This window comes from Bifidobacterium choerinum (genome assembly GCF_000741135.1).
Lineage (GTDB): Bacteria > Actinomycetota > Actinomycetes > Actinomycetales > Bifidobacteriaceae > Bifidobacterium > Bifidobacterium choerinum.
Window position 1 is genome coordinate 273505 of record NZ_JGYU01000002.1, and the last position, 13467, is coordinate 286971.

The 13467-nt window shown below is 61.5% G+C and carries 15 protein-coding genes and 1 tRNA gene; 14 read left to right on the forward strand and 2 right to left on the reverse strand.

What is annotated here, in order from left to right; translation table 11 throughout:
- Positions 1-487: 487 nt before the first annotated feature.
- From BCHO_RS02140 to BCHO_RS02180, 11 genes are all read left to right on the forward strand, one after another.
- Positions 488-676: a helix-turn-helix transcriptional regulator gene (locus tag BCHO_RS02140; RefSeq protein ID WP_024541438.1), complete on the forward strand. Its 189-nt coding sequence runs from the start codon at positions 488-490 to the stop codon at positions 674-676.
- A complete protein-coding gene (locus BCHO_RS02145) occupies positions 673-1059 on the forward strand; it encodes a hypothetical protein (protein ID WP_024541437.1) in 387 nt (128 codons plus the stop codon). The genes BCHO_RS02140 and BCHO_RS02145 overlap by 4 nt, the downstream gene beginning before the upstream one ends.
- Positions 1056-1238 (forward strand): hypothetical protein, encoded by a 183-nt coding sequence (locus BCHO_RS08950; RefSeq protein WP_034247930.1) that lies wholly within the window; start codon positions 1056-1058, stop codon positions 1236-1238. Before BCHO_RS02145 ends, BCHO_RS08950 begins: the two co-directional genes overlap by 4 nt.
- Positions 1216-2493, forward strand: a complete 1278-nt coding sequence (locus BCHO_RS02150; protein ID WP_051354932.1) for a DUF3631 domain-containing protein — start codon at positions 1216-1218, stop codon at positions 2491-2493. The genes BCHO_RS08950 and BCHO_RS02150 overlap by 23 nt, the downstream gene beginning before the upstream one ends.
- The gene (locus tag BCHO_RS02155; protein ID WP_024541435.1) at positions 2486-2758 is read left to right on the forward strand and encodes a hypothetical protein; all 273 of its coding nucleotides are present in this window, start codon (positions 2486-2488) and stop codon (positions 2756-2758) included. Before BCHO_RS02150 ends, BCHO_RS02155 begins: the two co-directional genes overlap by 8 nt.
- Before the next feature lie 17 nt (positions 2759-2775).
- A complete protein-coding gene (locus BCHO_RS02160) occupies positions 2776-3384 on the forward strand; it encodes a hypothetical protein (RefSeq protein WP_024541434.1) in 609 nt (202 codons plus the stop codon).
- 20 nt (positions 3385-3404) lie between these two features.
- Positions 3405-3569: a hypothetical protein gene (locus BCHO_RS02165; RefSeq protein ID WP_155803921.1), complete on the forward strand. Its 165-nt coding sequence runs from the start codon at positions 3405-3407 to the stop codon at positions 3567-3569.
- 16 nt (positions 3570-3585) lie between these two features.
- Complete coding sequence (locus BCHO_RS02170) at positions 3586-4254, forward strand: hypothetical protein (RefSeq protein WP_024541432.1); 669 nt, start codon at positions 3586-3588, stop codon at positions 4252-4254.
- Positions 4255-4401: 147 nt separating this feature from the next.
- Complete coding sequence (locus BCHO_RS02175; RefSeq protein WP_024541431.1) at positions 4402-5244, forward strand: phage major capsid protein; 843 nt, start codon at positions 4402-4404, stop codon at positions 5242-5244.
- Between the two features lie 725 nt (positions 5245-5969).
- A complete protein-coding gene (locus BCHO_RS09165) occupies positions 5970-6710 on the forward strand; it encodes a hypothetical protein (protein ID WP_152595877.1) in 741 nt (246 codons plus the stop codon).
- 125 nt (positions 6711-6835) lie between these two features.
- Positions 6836-7882 carry a tyrosine-type recombinase/integrase gene (locus BCHO_RS02180; RefSeq protein WP_051354931.1) on the forward strand — a complete coding sequence of 349 codons (1047 nt, stop codon included), beginning with the start codon at positions 6836-6838 and terminating at the stop codon, positions 7880-7882.
- Positions 7883-7997: 115 nt separating this feature from the next.
- Here BCHO_RS02180 and BCHO_RS02185 read toward each other — a convergent pair.
- Positions 7998-8073, reverse strand: a tRNA-Lys gene (locus BCHO_RS02185).
- Positions 8074-8139: 66 nt separating this feature from the next.
- On the opposite strand from BCHO_RS02185, the gene BCHO_RS02190 reads away from it, so the two are divergent.
- Positions 8140-9675, forward strand: a complete 1536-nt coding sequence (locus BCHO_RS02190; protein WP_024541429.1) for a C69 family dipeptidase — start codon at positions 8140-8142, stop codon at positions 9673-9675.
- Here BCHO_RS02190 and BCHO_RS02195 read toward each other — a convergent pair.
- Positions 9647-10405 (reverse strand): TetR/AcrR family transcriptional regulator, encoded by a 759-nt coding sequence (locus BCHO_RS02195; protein ID WP_024541428.1) that lies wholly within the window; start codon positions 10403-10405, stop codon positions 9647-9649. The genes BCHO_RS02190 and BCHO_RS02195 overlap by 29 nt on opposite strands.
- Before the next feature lie 62 nt (positions 10406-10467).
- Between BCHO_RS02195 and ftsY the strand changes: the two genes are divergently transcribed.
- Together ftsY and BCHO_RS02205 are read left to right on the forward strand one after the other, a co-directional pair.
- A complete protein-coding gene (ftsY, locus tag BCHO_RS02200; protein ID WP_024541427.1) occupies positions 10468-11928 on the forward strand; it encodes a signal recognition particle-docking protein FtsY in 1461 nt (486 codons plus the stop codon).
- Positions 11929-12171: 243 nt separating this feature from the next.
- Positions 12172-13464 carry an ammonium transporter gene (locus BCHO_RS02205; protein WP_024541426.1) on the forward strand — a complete coding sequence of 431 codons (1293 nt, stop codon included), beginning with the start codon at positions 12172-12174 and terminating at the stop codon, positions 13462-13464.
- Positions 13465-13467: the final 3 nt, after the last annotated feature.

Genomic DNA, 13467 nt, shown 5'->3' on the forward strand with positions numbered 1-13467 from the left:
GAAGGCTCTGAATCGTTGGGATTCCAATGGTTCAGAGCCTTGCTCGGTACCCCCCGTGGGATTCGAACCCACAACCCACGACTTAAATTAGGGCGGTTAGAGGCGGTTAGCGGGCTTTATCTCTAGTGTGCTTAACCCCTTGAAATTGCTGGAATCTTTTAGCGGTAGTGGGAAAGCTTTTATCGCTGAATCAGTCCCTATACAGTCCCTTTTCTGCATGGGAGCACGCCATGTCCTTGCCGGTGTGCGTCGGCGTATGGTTCCGTCTCCGCTTGTTACCGTCCTGAAAACGCGTTACCCGCGTTACCCGCGTTACTGCAACGTTTTCGGCCGTTACTGTGCTGTTACTTTCTGTTACGTTCGGAAATGTTCGCTTTGTGGATAGGTGGTGCGACACGCCGAAACAACTGTGAAATTTGCAGATATCACGTTAGCGTCGTATATCTGTAGATGTGATAAATGCAAGATTCGCACTAAGGAGGTTGGGATGCAGTACATCAGCATCGACGAGCTTGGGAGCCTGATGGGCCTTTCTCGCCATTCGATCTACCGCCGGCGGACGTATATGCCGGAAACTGTGCCGCCGGCAATAAAGATCGGTGGGCGGCTTCGGTGGAATGCCGACACTGTCGATGAATGGCTGAAAGCCCACGAAGAAAAGGAGGAGACGAGATGACTAGGAAGAAGCCACTCGAGGCGGAGATGACGCTGATCGACGAGCTGGTCGTCGTCCTCGCCACGCTCGCCGCGCAGATGTCGGCCGCCGTGGCGGAAATCAACGACGCGAACGTCGGCGCCGTCGTATCCATCCGCCACATTGCAAGGCTGATTACCTACATATCGAACTCTGTCGCGGTGGCGAAAGCATCGAACGACACGCCGCCCGAACGGGCGCGAATCGTGTCGTCTCTGCTCTCGACACTTCGGCAGTTGGAATCGGACGAGCGGATGCAACTGGACACCCGCCGCGCCGTGTCTGCGCAGCATGAGCTTTCCATTACGACGGCGACGATCGCGCAGGTCTTGGCAGTCGTCGGCGACGAGGAGGTGGCCGCATGAGCATGATGGCCCCGTCCTTGGCTGAATCGCCGCTGGTGCGGTTCACGATTCCGGAGCGCGAATACGTCGGCGACGGCATCCCACGTGCATTCAACGGTAAACCGTTGCCGTGGGTGGCGGAACTCGAAAAAGATGCAGCTGAGGGGAGAGACGACTATGGGCGCGAAGATCGCAGCTGATAAGAAGACGGCGGCGACGGCGGAGATGCTGTTGGAGCACGTCAACCGTGTCGCGGCGGCAACAGAGGAGGCAATTACGGCGCAGAAAAACGAAACATTCGTGGAACCCGAGGAAGCCACGATGCCGGTGCCTGACGGGGCCCGACTGCTCAACGACGTCGCAGATTGGATCGCCGGATACGTCGCGTTCCCGAGCCCGGTGTGGGCGCGTATCTGTGCGTTGTGGGTGGGGCACGCCTGGCTCATTGAAGGCTTTTACACGACACCGCGATTGCTGTTCGTCAGCCCGGAGAAGCGTTCTGGGAAGACGCGCGCCCAAGAAGTCGTGTCGGCGCTGTGCCCGAACCCGGTCAACGCTATCAACGTATCCGCAGCATACCTGTTCAGGAAACTCGAAGCGGAGGAGGGCGAACGCATTCCGACGATCTTCATCGATGAAACGGATGCGCTGTTCATAGGCAAGACAGAGAACGCCGAAGCTGTCCGAGCCATCGTGAACGGAGGTTATCGGCGCGGCGCGGTCGTTGGGCGCGTGGAAATCAAGAACAAAGACGTGCAGCCGCGCGACTTTCCGGTGTTCTCGGCAACGTGTCTCGCCGGTATCGGGAACCTGCCTGACACCATCGAAGACCGGGCGATTATTTGCCATATGAAGCGTCGGCTGGCGACGGAGCAGATCCGCCCGTACCGCGAACGTCTGGTGGACAAGGAAAGCGCAAAGCTTCGCGACCAGCTGGAAGCCTGGAGCGCCGACAAGATCGGCATACTCGAAGAATATGGCGAAGACGACTACCCGACGCTGCCGCCGGCAGTCCATGATCGCGTGGCCGATGTGTGGGAACCGCTCTTCGTTGTCGCGCAGCTTGCGGGCGGGAATTGGCCCGAATGGTTGGCCTCTGTGGCTCCGGGAATCATCGAGGAACAGCAGAGCGAACCGCAGTCGTTGGGCGAGATGCTGCTCGCAGACATTCGCGTCGTGTTCGATACGATGCAGGTTGAGCGCGTGCAGGCGAAGGAGCTCGCCACAGAGCTCAACAAGATGGACGAGCGGCCGTGGGCGACGATGGGCCCTGATGGCGGAGGCGTCACGCCGGCGTTCATCGCGAAGACACTCAAGAACTTCGGTGTCCGATCGTCGCATACCGTCAATTTCGGCGGCGTCAGGGCTCGAGGGTTCATGCGTGACGACTTCGTTGACGCCTGGACGAGATACGTACCTGAACAAGATCCAAAGGAAGGAAAAACCGATGACTGAGATCTATCGACGCCGTACTGTGCGGCCCTTGCAGAAGGTTATCCATCTGAAACTAACCGACACCGGTCAGCGTCTCTGCGGCCTCGAGTATGAGGCGGCGAAGCCGATGGCGACGGTGTTCCATGCGGGCGATCCCAAGGTGGATGCGGTGAAGGTGTCGTGCCCGGTGTGCGAAGCCCTTGCCGTTCTTCTCACCGAGGCGCACGCCCTTGCTGCCGAGGAACAGTTCGGCATAGCCAACAATGACCGCAAACAAACCGCATGAATTGAAAGGAAAATAAAATGAGCTATTTTGAAGAGTTGCGACAGCTCTGGCTTGCGCACGGTGGTGCTCCGGACGAGACCCGCGACCCCGAGGCCCATGGGCGTTACATGGCCGCGCGTATGGCGGAGGCACGCCGACCGGATTCCCGCCTTTCGGAGTTCGATGAATGGGCGCGCAGGGAACGCCAGGAACAGGAGGCGGCAGACGATCTGCACGGCGTTCGCGTCGCACTCGAACGTATCGCCACGTCTCTCGAAGCAGGGCATAATGAGCCACAAGCGGCGACGCTGATGCGTGGTGTCGGCCTCGACCCCGACGAGGCTGTAGACGGCGCATATGTGCGTAAACCCTCAATTGAGCTGCATCGAGGCCTCTACGGCTTCGGCGGCGTGTGGCGTGACGAACGCGGCGCGAGCTGGTTCGCCATGGAGCTCGACCCAGAGTTTCGCGCGGATTCACCCGACGACTTGCGAGACGTCGCGGCCTTGTTCAGGGACGACTACGCGGACGCGCTGGAGTGGATCGCGGACGAGTGGCAGGAACAGCTTGACGCGGGCGAAGTGAGCCTACTGCAACCGGAGATCGTGAACGACGATATTGCAGACGACGACCCGGAGGTCGCCTGATGTGGGATCACGTGCCCGGTATGGAAGTCAGGCGATACCACGAGGGCGGCCATAATCGCATCGCCTACTTCGCCGACGGTGAGCGCGTGAGCGAAGGCAATTGGAAACGAAAATACGTGACAGCGCTCGAGACCGAACTCGACGAGCTGCACGCGAAACTCGCTGCAATATATGAATTGATCTGACGAAAAGGAGAAACACATGACCGATAACGAGAACATCAGCCTGGCCGACGCGCAGGCGCAGGACTTGCACGCCGCCGGCGACCACAAGTTGGCGGCTGAGGCGGCACGGCGGCGCGTGCAGGCTCGTGAGGCGGCTGAGCGTGCGGATGCGGCCGAACAGGAAGCCGCCCAGCTTCGAGCACAGATCGCTGAGTTGCGGCTTTCGCAGGCCCGGCAGGCGGTCACAGCGGCGCACCCGGAACTGACCGGCGAGTTGATCGAGAAGTTCGCGCCGGAGGGCATCGACGCGGACGGCCTCGCCGCTTGGGCTGACAAGGCTATCGGCCTCGTGGTTGCCCTGCGTGGCGAGGCCCCGGTGGACGCTGACGACCTGACCGACACAGAGAAGGAGCTCGCGGCCGCGCAGATGGAGCTCGCCCGGCAGAAGGCGGTCAGCGAGCACCCCCACGTTAGTGAAGACGTGCTCGACGCCCTGTGCGGAGCGGACACGCCGGACGGCCTCGCAGAGTGGGCGGCGACGTTCGAGCAGGTCGCGGCTGAAATCGCGAACGCGAAGGCTGAGAGCTTTGTGGTGCGTCAGCGTTTCCTTGCTGGCATTCAAGCGAACAAGGTCGGTGGCGGCAAGCTGAAGGATGCGTCCGGTCACGGTATGGAGAGCGTAGCTCAAAAGCTCACGAAACGTTGAAATAAAGCGGGTTCTGAGGTATAATCGAAGCTAGGTGCAGGGCACCGAAACCGTTGCGCAGGGCGCGCGGATGATGATTCAAGTATCGTCGCCGCGCGCCCGTTTTTCGTTTCTGGGGGTGGGGCGACACGGAAAAAAGGAATTCTGATGCCAGTTTTTAAAACAACAATCACAAAAGCCGCGTTCGCGGACACCAACTTGCTGCCGCCCGACGAGGTTATCAAGGAGGCGGTGGCCCTGAACACGAACTGTGCGACGCCGACGGTAACGATTCAGGGTGACGCGCCGCGCGTGCGGATTCCGTACGTGGAAACCGACCCAACGGCGGGCGTTGTCGCGGAGGGCGCCGAAATCACCCAGACCTCGGCCGCGCTCAATGAAATCGAGATCGCGACACACAAAGTAGCGCTCACCATTCCGATCACGAACGAGGCTTTGACGTATACGGATGCGACGAAACTCGTGTCCACGAGCGCGGCGAACGCCGTCACGAACAAGGTAGACGCGATGTTCCTGTCGGCGGCGGCGGATTCGGCGGCGGGCGCACCGGCTGGCCTGGCGAAACTCGACGGCCTGACCACGGAGACCGTCACCGAACTGAAGGACTTGAGCCCGATCCTGAACGTGCTCAGCGCCATCACCGACCACGGTGCGGAACCCTCGGCCTTGGTCATGCGGTATTCCGTCTGGGCGCGGCTCATGGCGCTCACCGCCAAGGACGGACGCCCGTTGATCGCGCCCGATGTCACCTCCAGCGCCGAACCCCGCCTGTTCAACGTGCCCGTGTTCTTCAACTCGTACGCTGCGGCTGACACGGTGTTGGCGTTGAGCGCGAAGGACGTGTTCGTTTCCGTCTCGCAGGTGGAAGCGGCTGTGAGCAAGGACGCGTTGTTCACCTACGATTCCAGTGTGATGCGCTTGGTCATGCGCTTCGGGTACGGGCTCGCCCACCCCGAACGCCTCGGCAAGGTTGTGCTGCCGGCTGCGTGACGGCCGCAAGTCGGTGATTGGGCCCCGCCATTCAGCGAGGCCCTTTTCCATGCGCTTTGCAAAACCCGCCTCAGCCCTACTGCCGACTGGCTTTCGGTGGAGGTGTTACACCTATTCCAAATAGTCTCAGGGGGCATTCGGTGTCAGAACCAGAACCCCCAGCGGCCTCGGTCAGATTGGCGGGGGTACCCTTCCCCGCCCCGGGTGTGTCCAGACGTTGCGGAACGGTGTGCGTGTGGCGCGTGTGGCGCGTGCAGTGCGTGGGTGTATGGTTTGTCGTGTATGGTATGAGAGCGCGTTAGATGGGCGTTTAGGGGCTTCTATGCTGCTGATGGTCGGTGGACGTCCCAAAACTGCCGGATTGACAGTGTTGCGCCTGATGCTCGTGGATCGCGACCCCCTTTGCCACCATGACATGCGCGTGCCTACTGAATAACCGCGCGTCATCGGGTTGTGGCCCGTGGGGTGGTGGATCGCCACTGCATCTCGTGTGTTCCTGGCTGGTCTGTGGTTGGTAACGCGGGGTAACAGCATGGTAACGGCTGGAACCGTTGAAGTAACAAGGTAACGTCGGTAACGCGTTTTCGGGACGGGGTAGGGGGTTGGTAACGCGTGGTAACAGAGCGGTAACGGCTGAAATCGGCTAAGTAACGCGGGTAACGCGGGTAACGGCTTTTCAGGGAGTGGTAGGGGCTGTGGGTTAAAGGGTCGGGTATCCTGTGGGTATGCCCGAGCAAGAACATGAACCAGTGCGCCTACCTGAACCGTGGAAAGAGAGCCTATTTTTTGACGAGAAAAAATGGGCTAAAGTAATTATGCTTGAAGAAGATAGAGATGAAGTAAAGTCTCTTGGTACAAAGCAGGCCTTTCAAGCTTTTGAGAAAATGATCAACACGGCAGCAAACCATCTGCATTGCCTTGAAAATCTTGATACTGGCGCGCGAATAATTCTGCAACTATCGCGCGTGCCTTGTAATGGGGTGCGTTCGCTGCCGAGTATGTCTATAGAATACTCGATTAAGAATATGGTTATCCTAAGTGGATGGGATGGTGAGATACGCGGCGGTGATTTGCGCGACATACCCATTAGGGCGATTTTGGCTGCATATGCACAGCATGATGCAGAGAAAAATATTTCGTTCAATCGAGCTTTTTTGTTGGATTTTCCTGAACGAAAAGGTATTCCGAAGAAGTATTGGGTTGAAGATAGCGATAGCGAAGGAGATACCGTCTATTCTCCGGCGAACATTCTTGATCCGTTGCCGGCGAAGTACTCTAAGCGTCCTTGGTTCTATGCCTTGGTTGCTGAACAGTATGACGCTTTGGCACGTGAGCATCCGGACGCTAACGTCGCGAACCTGATGGTTGAGCTTAATTCAGATGTTGCTCCGGGCAGTGTGCGCAGGTGGATTACCCGTGCGCGCAAGGAAGGTTTGTTGCCGCCGGCTGATTGGAAGCGTGGTTAGTTATGCCGCGTGAGCGTATCCCGTTGGGGCAGCATGGTGAAATCTGGTATGAGCCGGTAGGCGATCGTTGGCGGGCCGTGTGTCGTTATCGCGGCATGGATGGCAAGTTGCATAAGCTGCCGCGCATGGGTGATTCCAGGGAGCGTGCGAGGCGTAATGTCGAGCAGGCGTTTTCCGGGTTGAATCTTCATGTGGGCGGTGATGTGGATGATCGTATGCTGTTGCGTCGGTTGACGGAACTGTTCATGGAAGACAAGGCCGGGAAGCTGAGCGACGGTAGTCTTGCGGCGTATCGTTCCAGTGTGGCTACGATTTATACCGCTATCGGCGGTTTGCAGATTCGTGAGGCGACGCCGATGGTGCTGCAACGGTTCATCGATGACGTCGTGTCGGAACATGGGCATGGGGCGGCGAAGACGTGCAAGACGGTGTTGAGCGGCATGTTCAAGATTGCTGTGAAGAACGGTGCGATCAACCATAATCCGGTGTTGGAACTGGATAGGGTGAAGCGTCCCGACGACGCGGAGGAACGCGCGGCCGATTCGATCCCGTTGGACGGGTTGAGCGCGGTGTTCAAGGCCATTGAGTGCATTCCAGCACTGGTGCGTAACGATGAAGTGGACTTGTGCCGGTTCATGGTCGGCACCGGGTTGCGCGTGGGCGAGGCGTGCGGACTGCAATGGGACTGTGTGGATCTTGATACTGGTGAGATTCGTGTGGAACGGCAGGCGAAGCGTATCGCCCATGAGGGTATGCGCGTGGTTCCAAGGGTGAAGTCACCGGCATCCAAGCGTCGTATCCACGTGCCCGCGGCCGTGGTGGACCTGTTGAAGGCGCGTAAAGAGCGGCAGCAGGCGGACGGATTGCCTAACCCGCATGACCTTGTGTTCCCATTGCCTACGGGCAATATCCGTGAGGGGAATCTGCTGGATAGGCATCTTCGGGATAACCGTGCGGCGCTTGGCTATCCTGATCTGAATCTCACGTCGCATTCGTTCCGGAAGACATGCGCGTCGATCCTGGAGGCGCAGGGGGCTTCGACGTTGGCGATTCGTGACTACTTGGGCCATGAGGATGCTGTGCTTACTGAGAAAGTGTACATAGCGAGGAATCTGCACACGGTGCAGACGGCGAAGACGTTGGATGCGTGGGGAGGGTTGGAGGGCCTATAGGGCTTTTATCGCTGAATCAGTCCCTATGCAGTCCCTTTTCCGGTTCCGTTGGTGGATGTGCTGGATATGAGTGAGGCCCCAAACCGCTGTGATTGCAACGGTTCGGGGCCTTCGGTGGTGCCCCCCCAGGGATTCGAACCCTGAACCCACGACTTAAAAGGACGCTGCTCTAACCGTTGAGCTAGAGGGGCAACAACCTGCAATTATACATTGCCGGATTGATTTCGCAAATCGCCGGTTCGACTAGCATGGGCATCATGTCTTGCACCACACTGTTAGTCGGAAAATCAGCCAGCATCGACGGATCCACGATCATCGCGCGCAACGACGACTCGGGCAGCGGCACCTACGACCCGAAGCGCTTCATCGTCGTGGCCCCCGAGGACCAGCCGCGGGATTACTCGAACGTGGCCGGAACCTTCCGCATCGAACTGCCCGACGACCCGTGCCGCTACAGCATCGTGCCGAATGTGCGCAACAACCGCGGCATCCTCGCCGAGGCGGGCGTCAATGAGCACAATGTGGCGATGAGCGCGACGGAGACGATCAGCGTCAATCCGCGCGTCCTCGCCGCCGACCCGTATGTCAAGGCAGACAAGGACGCCGGCGGCGAACAGATCAGCGGCTTTGGCGAGGAGGACGTCATCACACTCGTGTTGCCGTACGTCACGACGGCGCGCGAGGGCGTCGAACGCCTCGGCTCACTGCTCGAGCAGTACGGCACCTACGAGTCGAACGGCATCATCATCAGCGACGTGGACGAGATCTGGTACGTCGAGACGATCGGCGGCCACCATTGGATCGCGCGCCGCGTGCCCGACGACTGCTACGCGGCGGTGCCGAACCAGCTCGGCATCGACGTCCTCGACTTCGACGACGCGCTGAGCGAACGCCGCAACAACATGTGCAGCGACGACTTGCGCGAATTCATCGACGAGCATCATCTCAACCGTGCGATGACGTCCGAGAACAACAGCCCCTCGCATTTCGACACGCGCGGCGCCTTCGGCACGGCGACGCCGAAGGACGCGATCTACAACACGCCGCGCGCATGGTACATGCAGCGCTATCTGAACCCGTCGCATGACTGGGACGGCCCGGACGCCCGGTACCGCCCGGATTCGCAGGATCTGCCGTGGTGCCGCGAACCGGAACGCAAGGTGAGCGTCGAGGACGTCGCCTTCCTGATGGGCTCGCATTTCGAAGGCACGCCCTACGATCCCTACGGCACGACCGGCACGGCCGAAAGCCGCCACCGCTACCGCCCGATCGGCATCAACCGCACCGGCCACATGGTGTGCATGCAGATCCGCCCGTACATGCCCGAGGCGAACCGTGCGCTCATGTGGATCTCCTACGGCTGCGGCGCGTTCACTGCGCCGGCGCCGTTCTACGCGAACGTGCTCGATACGCCGGCGTTCCTGCGCGACACCGAGCCGGTGCACGCGTCGACCGATTCGCTGTACTGGATGAACCGCATCATCGCCGTCATCGCCGACGCCCACTGGTTCGACACGAACGGCGAGATCGAACAGTACATCGAGGACGTGCTCTCCTACGGGCTCAACCTCGTCGAGCACACCGACAAATCGATCGCCGAGGACACGGACGCGCTCGCCGACGACGCCGACGACGACCGCCGCGCGGCGGTGCGGCTCGCGCTCTCCGACGCGAACGAGACGATGGCGACGTGGCTGCGCGCACGCACGCAGACGTTGCTCGACCAGGTGCTCTACACGTCAAGCAACCTGATGCACAACGCGTTCAGGATGTCGGATCACTGGATGCGGTGACGTCGTCGCCGCCGTCGGCATCCTCATGGTCTTCGGATGATGCGGATTCGACGGACGGCGGCGCCGACTGCGAGTCCTTTGCCGCGCGCTCGCGTTCCTTGTGCGCCTTCTCGCCTTCGAAGCGCAGCTCCGGCTTCGCCTGCATGCGCGACAGGCCGTTCCATGCGAGGTTCACGATGAGCGCGGCGAGCTGCTCCTTGCTGAGCTTGCGCTGATCGGCCCAGTACTGGCCGGTGTACACGGTCATGCCCACGAGCATCTGCGCATAGTACGGCGCATGCTTCGCCGGCAGCTTCTGCCGCTTGAACCACTCCTCGAGGATCTCGCCGACGCGCGTGGAGACGTCGCCGAGCAGCGACGAGAACGAGCTCGTCGGATCGGTCGTCGGCGAATCACGCACGAGCACCTGGAAGCCCTCGGCGTTCTCCTCGATGTAGGTGAGCAGCGCGAGCGTCGTGCGTTCGACGATCTGGCGCGGGTGGACGTTCTCGCCGGACAACGCCTGGAACAGCGCGTCGTTGAGCGCGCGCATCTCGCGGTCGACGACGACCGCGTACAGACCCTCCTTGCCGCCGAAATGCTCATAGACGATCGGTTTGCTGACCTTGGCGGTCGCGGCGATCTCCTCGACGCTGACCGCTTCGAAACCCTTGGACGCGAACAGCGAACGGCCGATGCGGATGAGCTGTTCGCGACGCTGATAAGACGACATTCTGAAAGCGTTTGCCATACCGCGTATTCTTTCACGGCCTCTTGATTGGCCGTGTCCGTTGAGTTTTTTAGGCTGAGGCTATGGATACGAACACCGTGTACGGCATCATCGCCGTCGTGGTCATCGCCGTGCTGTTCATCGTGGGCGGCATCTGGGCCGATCGGTCACGCAAGAAGAGAATCAACAAGGTGCAGGAGGAAGCCAGGGCGAAGGCCGACGCACGCCTCGCCGCCGAACGCGAGCAGCAGCAGCGCGCGGCCGCCGCCAAGGCGCCGGTCAAGCCGGCCGCAAAACCCGAACATCCGCAGCCGAAGAAGGCGCCCGAGCCTGAGGAATCCAGTGAGGAAGCCACTGCGGAATCCGCTGAAAAGCCCGCTGGGGCAGCCGAGGCGCCGGTCGTCGAGGAGACGGTCGAAGAGACCACTGCGGCAGCCGCTGAGGAAACCGCTGCGGAGACGTCGGCTGCTGAGGAGCCATCCGCCGAGGAGACGGTCGTCGAAACGCCGGAGGCCGAACAGCAGGTCGCCGAAGAGGAGGCCGAGCCGGCCGTCGTCGACGAGACGATCGTCGAGGAGGTGCCTGCACCGGTCGAGGAGAAGCCCGAGAAGCCGGTCGGCAAGAAGGGCCGTCTGCAGCGCCTGCGCGAACGGCTCTCCAAGTCGAGCAACCCCTTTGGCAAGGCGCTGTTCAACATCCTCGCGAAGGACCAGCTGTCCGAAGCCGATTGGGAGGACGTCGAGGACACGTTGCTGCTCGCCGACGTCGGCGCCGAGGCGAGCGAGGAACTCGTCGAGCAGCTGCGCCGCGACGCGCGCGTGACCGGCGAGACCGACCCGAAGCAGCTGCATGAGGCGCTGCGCGCCGAACTGCTCAACCTCGTCGGCACCGACATGGACCGCCGTCTCGAAGCGGAGAAGCCGGTCGCGAGCACGCCGAGCGTCATCATCATGGTCGGAGTCAACGGCACCGGCAAAACGACGACGACCGGCAAGCTCGCGCGCCTGTTCGTCTCCGAGGACAAGAAGGTCATGCTCGGCGCGGCGGACACGTTCCGCGCGGCCGCCGCCGACCAGCTCGAGACCTGGGGCGCGAAGGTCGGCGTCCCGGTCGTGCGTTCGGACAAGGACGGCGCCGACCCGGCGTCGGTCGCCTTCGAAGCCTCGGCGAAGGCGAAGGAGACCGGCATGGACGTGCTCATCATCGACACGGCCGGACGTCTGCAGAACAAGGCGAACCTGATGGACGAGCTCGGCAAGATCCGCCGCGTCACCGAGAAGAACCTGCCGGTGGCCGAGGTGCTGCTCGTGCTCGACGCGACGACCGGACAGAACGGCATGACGCAGGCGAAGGTGTTCGCCGAGGCGATCGGCATCACCGGCGTCGTGCTGACGAAGCTCGACGGCTCGGCGAAGGGCGGCATCGTCATCTCGGTGCAGAAGGCGCTCGGCGTGCCGGTCAAGCTCGTCGGCGTCGGCGAGGGACCGGACGACCTCGCGCCGTTCGACCCGGAATCCTTCGTCGACGGCATCCTCGGCGACTAGCCGGGAACGGTCGCGAAGCGCCGGAATTGAGCGGGAAACGGGGGCATGGGCCATATGGTCCATGCCCCGTTTCGCCGTATTGCGGCGTTTTACACTTTCGTAACGCGGCGAAACATGCTCAACATCCGCGGGGCGTTCCATATGGCTTGTGAGTTCCGCAAGGGACTGCAAATCAAGAGAGTCGCCCGCCGTCTCCTTCGGCGGACAAGGCAAGACAAGAACATATGAGAGGGAGGTGGCCGTATGGGACAGCTTGATTCCGGTAATGCCGCGTGGATATTGACGAGCGCGTGCTTGGTGTTCCTTATGACACCCGGTGTTGCATTCTTCTACGGCGGCATGGTCCGTGCCAAGGCCGTGCTCAACATGATGATGATGGAGGCGGCGGCCCTGTCCGTCACGATCATCATCTGGGGTCTGTGGGGTTGGTCGATCGCCTACGCAGGCCATTCGATCGGCGGCGTCTTCGGCGATCCGGCGACCGGTTTCCTGCTGCGCGACACGATGGTCGCGCAGGACGGCGTCTTCACATCGGCGAGCATGAACGGCAACAACTATCCGGCTTCGGTCGATGTCGGCTTCCAGGCCGCCTTCGCGATGATCACCGTCGCGCTCATCTGCGGCGCGATCGCCGAGCGCGTCAAGTACAGCACGTGGATGATCTTCGTCGCGCTGTGGATCACCTTCGACTACGCGCCGATGGCGCATATGGTCTGGAACGGCGGCCTGCTGTCCGCCGACGGTCCGATCTCGCAGGCGATCGGCGCGGCCGCGCACGACTTCGCAGGCGGCACCGTCGTCCATATCAACGCAGCCGTCGCGGCATTGATCATCGTGCTGATCATCGGCAAGCGCAAGGGCTTCGGCACCGAGCCGATGCGCCCGCACAACGTCCCCTTCGTCATGCTCGGCGCGTTCCTGCTGTGGTTCGGCTGGTTCGGTTTCAACGCCGGCTCCGCCTTCGCCGCGAACGGCGCCGCAGGCTACGCCTGGGTCTCCACGTCGCTCGCCGCAGGCGCCGCGATGCTGGGCTGGGGCTTCACCGAGAAGATCCGCACCGGCCACTACACGGCTATCGGCGCCGCCTCGGGCATCGTCGCCGGCCTCGTCGCGATCACGCCGGCCGCGGACGTCGTCTCCCCGATCTGGTCGATCGTGCTCGGCGCGATCGCCGGCATCGTGACCTGCTTCGCCTGCTCGCTCAAGTACAAGCTCGGCTATGACGATTCGCTCGACGTCGTCGGCGTCCATGGCGTCGGCGGCCTCATCGGCACCGTCGCGCTCGGCTTCTTCATGCAGGACACCGGTCTGTTCTGCGGTGGCGACTGGCGTCAGCTCGTCGTGCAGATCGTCATCGCTCTCGTCGCGATGGCCTTCTCCGCAGTCATCACCACGATCATCGCCTTCGGTCTCGAGAAGACCGTCGGCTGGCGCGTGACCCAGGCCCAGGAGATCGGCGGCATCGATCTGGCCGATCAGGGCGAACGCGCATACGATTTCGCTGGCACCGCCAGCTCCGTCATCAAGGAGATGTGAGTC

Bases quoted from the DNA above. Each gene is read 5' to 3' on its own strand.
- BCHO_RS02140 (WP_024541438.1), top strand. From the start codon at position 488: ATGCAGTACATCAGCATCGACGAGCTTGGGAGCCTGATGGGCCTTTCT.
- BCHO_RS02145 (WP_024541437.1), top strand. From the start codon at position 673: ATGACTAGGAAGAAGCCACTCGAGGCGGAGATGACGCTGATCGACGAG.
- BCHO_RS08950 (WP_034247930.1), top strand. From the start codon at position 1,056: ATGAGCATGATGGCCCCGTCCTTGGCTGAATCGCCGCTGGTGCGGTTC.
- BCHO_RS02150 (WP_051354932.1), top strand. From the start codon at position 1,216: ATGGGCGCGAAGATCGCAGCTGATAAGAAGACGGCGGCGACGGCGGAG.
- BCHO_RS02155 (WP_024541435.1), top strand. From the start codon at position 2,486: ATGACTGAGATCTATCGACGCCGTACTGTGCGGCCCTTGCAGAAGGTT.
- BCHO_RS02160 (WP_024541434.1), top strand. From the start codon at position 2,776: ATGAGCTATTTTGAAGAGTTGCGACAGCTCTGGCTTGCGCACGGTGGT.
- BCHO_RS02165 (WP_155803921.1), top strand. From the start codon at position 3,405: ATGGAAGTCAGGCGATACCACGAGGGCGGCCATAATCGCATCGCCTAC.
- BCHO_RS02170 (WP_024541432.1), top strand. From the start codon at position 3,586: ATGACCGATAACGAGAACATCAGCCTGGCCGACGCGCAGGCGCAGGAC.
- BCHO_RS02175 (WP_024541431.1), top strand. From the start codon at position 4,402: ATGCCAGTTTTTAAAACAACAATCACAAAAGCCGCGTTCGCGGACACC.
- BCHO_RS09165 (WP_152595877.1), top strand. From the start codon at position 5,970: ATGCCCGAGCAAGAACATGAACCAGTGCGCCTACCTGAACCGTGGAAA.
- BCHO_RS02180 (WP_051354931.1), top strand. From the start codon at position 6,836: ATGGGTGATTCCAGGGAGCGTGCGAGGCGTAATGTCGAGCAGGCGTTT.
- BCHO_RS02190 (WP_024541429.1), top strand. From the start codon at position 8,140: ATGTCTTGCACCACACTGTTAGTCGGAAAATCAGCCAGCATCGACGGA.
- BCHO_RS02195 (WP_024541428.1), bottom strand. From the start codon at position 10,405: ATGGCAAACGCTTTCAGAATGTCGTCTTATCAGCGTCGCGAACAGCTC.
- ftsY (WP_024541427.1), top strand. From the start codon at position 10,468: ATGGATACGAACACCGTGTACGGCATCATCGCCGTCGTGGTCATCGCC.
- BCHO_RS02205 (WP_024541426.1), top strand. From the start codon at position 12,172: ATGGGACAGCTTGATTCCGGTAATGCCGCGTGGATATTGACGAGCGCG.